The sequence below is a fragment of the Halanaerobium saccharolyticum genome (genome assembly GCF_003053565.1).
GTDB classification, from domain to species: Bacteria; Bacillota; Halanaerobiia; order Halanaerobiales; family Halanaerobiaceae; genus Halanaerobium; species Halanaerobium saccharolyticum_B.
This window is the reverse complement of record NZ_QAXS01000068.1, coordinates 1-4200: the sequence shown is the minus strand read 5'-3', so window position 1 is coordinate 4200 and position 4200 is coordinate 1. Positions and strand designations below refer to the sequence as shown.

Annotated in this window: 4 protein-coding genes; all 4 read left to right on the top strand. The window is 31.5% G+C overall.

The annotated features are described in order from the left end of the window. The first annotated feature begins 120 nt into the window (after positions 1–120). Genes C8C76_RS14755 through C8C76_RS14740 form a run of 4 tightly spaced genes read left to right on the top strand, consistent with a single transcriptional unit; the run spans position 121 to position 3948 of the window. Positions 121–1059, top strand: a complete 939-nt coding sequence (locus C8C76_RS14755; RefSeq protein ID WP_108142974.1) for a carbohydrate ABC transporter permease — start codon at positions 121–123, stop codon at positions 1057–1059. Between the two features lie 20 nt (positions 1060–1079). Then, positions 1080–1925 carry a carbohydrate ABC transporter permease gene (locus C8C76_RS14750; RefSeq protein ID WP_108142972.1) on the top strand — a complete coding sequence of 282 codons (846 nt, stop codon included), beginning with the start codon at positions 1080–1082 and terminating at the stop codon, positions 1923–1925. Between the two features lie 33 nt (positions 1926–1958). Next, a complete protein-coding gene (locus C8C76_RS14745) occupies positions 1959–3044 on the top strand; it encodes an ABC transporter ATP-binding protein (RefSeq protein ID WP_108142970.1) in 1086 nt (361 codons plus the stop codon). Positions 3045–3081: 37 nt separating this feature from the next. Next, the gene (locus tag C8C76_RS14740) at positions 3082–3948 is read left to right on the top strand and encodes a sugar phosphate isomerase/epimerase family protein (protein ID WP_108142968.1); all 867 of its coding nucleotides are present in this window, start codon (positions 3082–3084) and stop codon (positions 3946–3948) included. Positions 3949–4200 lie beyond the last annotated feature (252 nt).

Genomic DNA, 4200 nt, shown 5'->3' with positions numbered 1-4200 from the left:
GATAAAGGGAAATATTGGTTTCAGGTTGGGGTGAAAAATTTTGAAAGGTGCTATTAAGCCTTATCAATCAAGGGCTTATTTAGCCGAAAATCTTATAAATTATGTTAGAGGTGAATAAATATGAGTAATATTGGAATAAAACCTGAACAAAAAATTAGAATAAAGCTCAATTTACCATCAGCTAAAGTAGCAGCATTTATTGGTCCTGCAATGATTTTGATAGCTTTTTTTTATTTTTTGCCTGGAATAATGACCATTATGTTAAGTATTACAGATATGGGTTTTAATTTTAAAGCTGTTTTTGTAGGACTTAAAAATTATCTATTTATTTTTACTGATCCTTTAGCTGGTAAAGTAATATTAAATACATTGGTTTATGTATTTTGTACCTTATTATTCTTTAATATAGGAATGGGTCTTATCTTAGCGCTTTTAACTAGTTATGCCAGTAAAAAAGTTGCAACTATTTTTCGCTTAATATGGCTTTTACCACGTATGACTCCTCCTCTTGTTTATATTTTGATGTGGAGGTTTTTGTTAGATCCCAGTGATTATGGAGCATTGAATATATTACGGGAGCAGTTATTTAATGCTGGTGCTATTAATCTATTTGCTGAACACCCCTGGGCTGTAATAATTATAGTTAATGGTTTTGTAGGAGCTTCAATGGGGATGTTAGTATTTTCATCTGCAATTGAGTCAATACCTAAAGATTATTTTAAAGCTGCCCGGATTGACGGGGCTTCTGAATGGGAGGTAATAAAAAATATTACTATCCCCATGATTAAATGGCCATTAATGTTTATTACCGTTTATCAGACTTTAGCGCTGTTTACATCCTTTGAATATATTCTGGCTTTAACAGATGGTGGACCTTTTTATGCGACAGAGGTCTGGTCATTATATGCCTATCATAATGCTTTACAGTATTTTGATTTTGGTTATGGAGCGGCCCTGGCTTCAGTTTTAGTATTGATAGGGATAATAGCCTCTTTGATATATTGGAAGGTATTTAGATTTGAAGATTCAGTAGTTAAACCCAAAATTGAAATAAACTAATAAAAAAAGGGGGGGTTATCTTGTTTGAATATGGGTCAAAATGGAAGAAAGCATTATTGTATTTAATTTTATTTGTTATTTCTATGCCAATATTAATCTTATATATAGGTTTAGTTGTAAATTCCTTTAATGCTGAAAATCAATTTATGTTAATACCGCAGAACTGGACATTAAATAACTGGCGTTTTTTATGGCAAAAAGCTATTATGGAGGGGTATCCTTCTATCTGGGAAGTAGTTTTTAATACTATCTGTTTTGCTTTAGGTACGATGTTTATTGAGGTAGCAGCTGCTATATTTGCTTCTTATGTTATTTCACGCTGGAAGTTTATGGGTAGGGGTTATTTATTAAAATTCATAATTATTCTACGGGGTTTTCCAGCAGTTGTTTTAATAGTTGCTATTTACTTTATACTTAGGGCATTAGGTTTGCTTGATAATTTAATAATTGTAATGTTTATTAAAGCAGCGATTGAGATGCCTTTTGCTATCTGGACCATGAAGGGATTTTTTGATAATGTTCCCTGGGATATTGAAAGAGCTGCTTTAATTGATGGGGCTTCAAGAGTACAGACCCTGTTTAAAGTTGTGTTACCGATTGTAAAACCAGGTATTTCAGCTTTATCTATTTTTGCTTTTTTAGCTGGTTGGGGTGAATATATTTTCTTAACAACATTTATTACTGGAAAAAGTAATTGGACATTATCAATTTATTTGAATAGTTTATTAGGTTCAGGAGAGATGTTTTTAAATTATGGTTTATTGGCAGCTGTAGGTGTATTTTATTTAATCCCAACATTAATTTTCTTTATATTTACCCAGAAATATCTGATGAGAGTAACCATGGGTGGAGGAATTAAAGGTTAATTAAAAATATAGATGATTAAGGAGGAATTTGTTATGCCAGATTTGGTTTTAGATAGTGTAGCTAAAAAATTTGGTGATGTTATTGCAGTAAAAGATGTTAATTATAAAATAGAAGATGGAGAATTTGCAGCCTTATTAGGCCCAAGTGGGTGTGGAAAAACAACCACATTGCTGATGATTGCCGGTATTTATCGTCCAACTGCAGGTAAAATTATTTTTGGTGATAGAGTTGTAAATAATGTACATCCTAAAAATCGTGATATTGGGATGGTTTTTCAAAGTTATGCTCTTTATCCCAATATGACAGTTTTTGATAATATCGCCTTTCCTTTAAAATTAAAAAAGACTCCAAAAGATGAAATAGAAAAGAAAATAAAAAAGATAACTTCATTATTGGAAATAGCAAATTTATTAGATCGTAAACCAGGCCAGCTATCTGGTGGCCAGCAGCAGAGGGTAGCATTAGCAAGGGCTTTAGTTAAAGAACCAAAATACTTATTATTAGATGAACCTTTGAGCAATCTGGATGCTAAACTCAGAGTAAATATGAGGACGGAAATTAAAAGGCTTCATAGGGAATTAGGAATAACAACTATTCTTGTAACCCATGATCAGGAAGAAGCTATGAGTTTGGCTGATAAAATAATTCTAATGAACAAAGGGGTAGTACAGCAGATTGGAGATCATTCTGATTTATATTACAAACCTCAAAATCTTTTTGTAGCTGGCTTTATTGGTTCCCCTGCAATGAACTTTATAGATTTTAAATTTACTAATCATAATGGAAATATCAAATTATCTAAAAATGGTGTTGAGTTGGAATTTAAGGATCTAAAATTAAAGAAAGAACCGTCAGGAGAGATAGTTACTTTAGGGATTCGCCCTGAACATTTAAGGGAAAGTAATAAAGATAAAAATATAATTGATGGTAAGGTTTTTAGTATTGAACCTTTAGGAAGAGAGATATTAGTAGCAGCTAATACAAAAATTGGGATAATTCATTTCTTAGTTCCTTCCCCATTTAAATGCAAAATTGATGATGGAATTAGATTAGGTATTGATCCACAAGATATACACTTATTTGACACAAATACTGGAGAAGCATTGTTAGATAAATAACTATAGGCAATATGAATGAATTTAAGGGGGCTTATTTATGAGTTTTAAGGGGATTGGAATAGATGCCCATTCTCCCAGGATTAATGGTGTTTTGTTTAGGTTGGAAGATGATTTGAAGAGATTTGAACAGTTTGGATTTAACTATGTGGAAATTCCTGTTCATGGAGTTGATGGTATAATAAATGGAAGGTTGAATGATAGGGTTATAGGAAAGCTAAAAAATACACTTGCTAAATTTTCCTTTAAATATACTGTACATGCCCCAGATCCTTTAAATTTAAAAGATATTAATTTTAGCAAAGAGCATTATAATGTATTAAAGGCGTCATTGGAATTTGTCTCTAAAATAAAGAGTAATGTTTTAGTTTATCATTTAGGTACTTTAAAAGATAAATCCATTTTTCCTAAAAAAGCCAGGCAAAATGAAATTGAGATTTTAAAGGAAATAGCTGCCTGTGCTCAAGAAAATGATATTAAGATTTGTGTGGAAAATGGTGACCGATCTATTATGGAGGTAGTGGAAGTTCTGGAGAAAATTAATAAGGAAAATGTGGTAATGACTCTTGACCTGGGGCATGGTTATTTAGCAGCAAATTATCTTGGTTTTGATTTTTTAGAAGAGATAAAAATAGCTAAACCGTATATACAACATATTCATCTTCATGATAATTTTGGAAAAGTAGATTTAACTGATTACCAGTCGGAAATCAATAGAATTCCATATGGACTGGGGGATCTGCATCTACCGCCAGGCTGGGGTGATATCCCTATTTATGAGGTTTTTAAAATTTTAAATGATTATCAAGGAGTGGTTATAGCAGAAGTTAATAGTGAGCGTTATTATGATTATTATGCTGGAGTCTATACTTATATTAAAAAATTAGAATATGAGACTCAGATTTAAAAGAATTAAGATTGAAATGATAAAGAGGGTATTAGAATGTTAAACAAACAAGAAACTCTAGAAAAAGCAAAGATATGGGTAAAAGAGGTCACTAGCATTGCATAAAAATATTTAAGAAAAGTCAAGTTCTGTTTTTAACGAAAATACTTGCTTAAAATAGAAAAACTCCTTATAATTGGGATTAGGATAGTCTTTGTCCAAATCCCAAAAAATAAGGAGCATATACTATGGACAAAGATATCACAGAAACCA

Excerpts from the sequence above, each read along its gene's own strand:
- C8C76_RS14745 (WP_108142970.1), top strand. The coding sequence starts at position 1,959 with ATGCCAGATTTGGTTTTAGATAGTGTAGCTAAAAAATTTGGTGATGTT.
- C8C76_RS14740 (WP_108142968.1), top strand. The coding sequence starts at position 3,082 with ATGAGTTTTAAGGGGATTGGAATAGATGCCCATTCTCCCAGGATTAAT.
- C8C76_RS14755 (WP_108142974.1), top strand. The coding sequence starts at position 121 with ATGAGTAATATTGGAATAAAACCTGAACAAAAAATTAGAATAAAGCTC.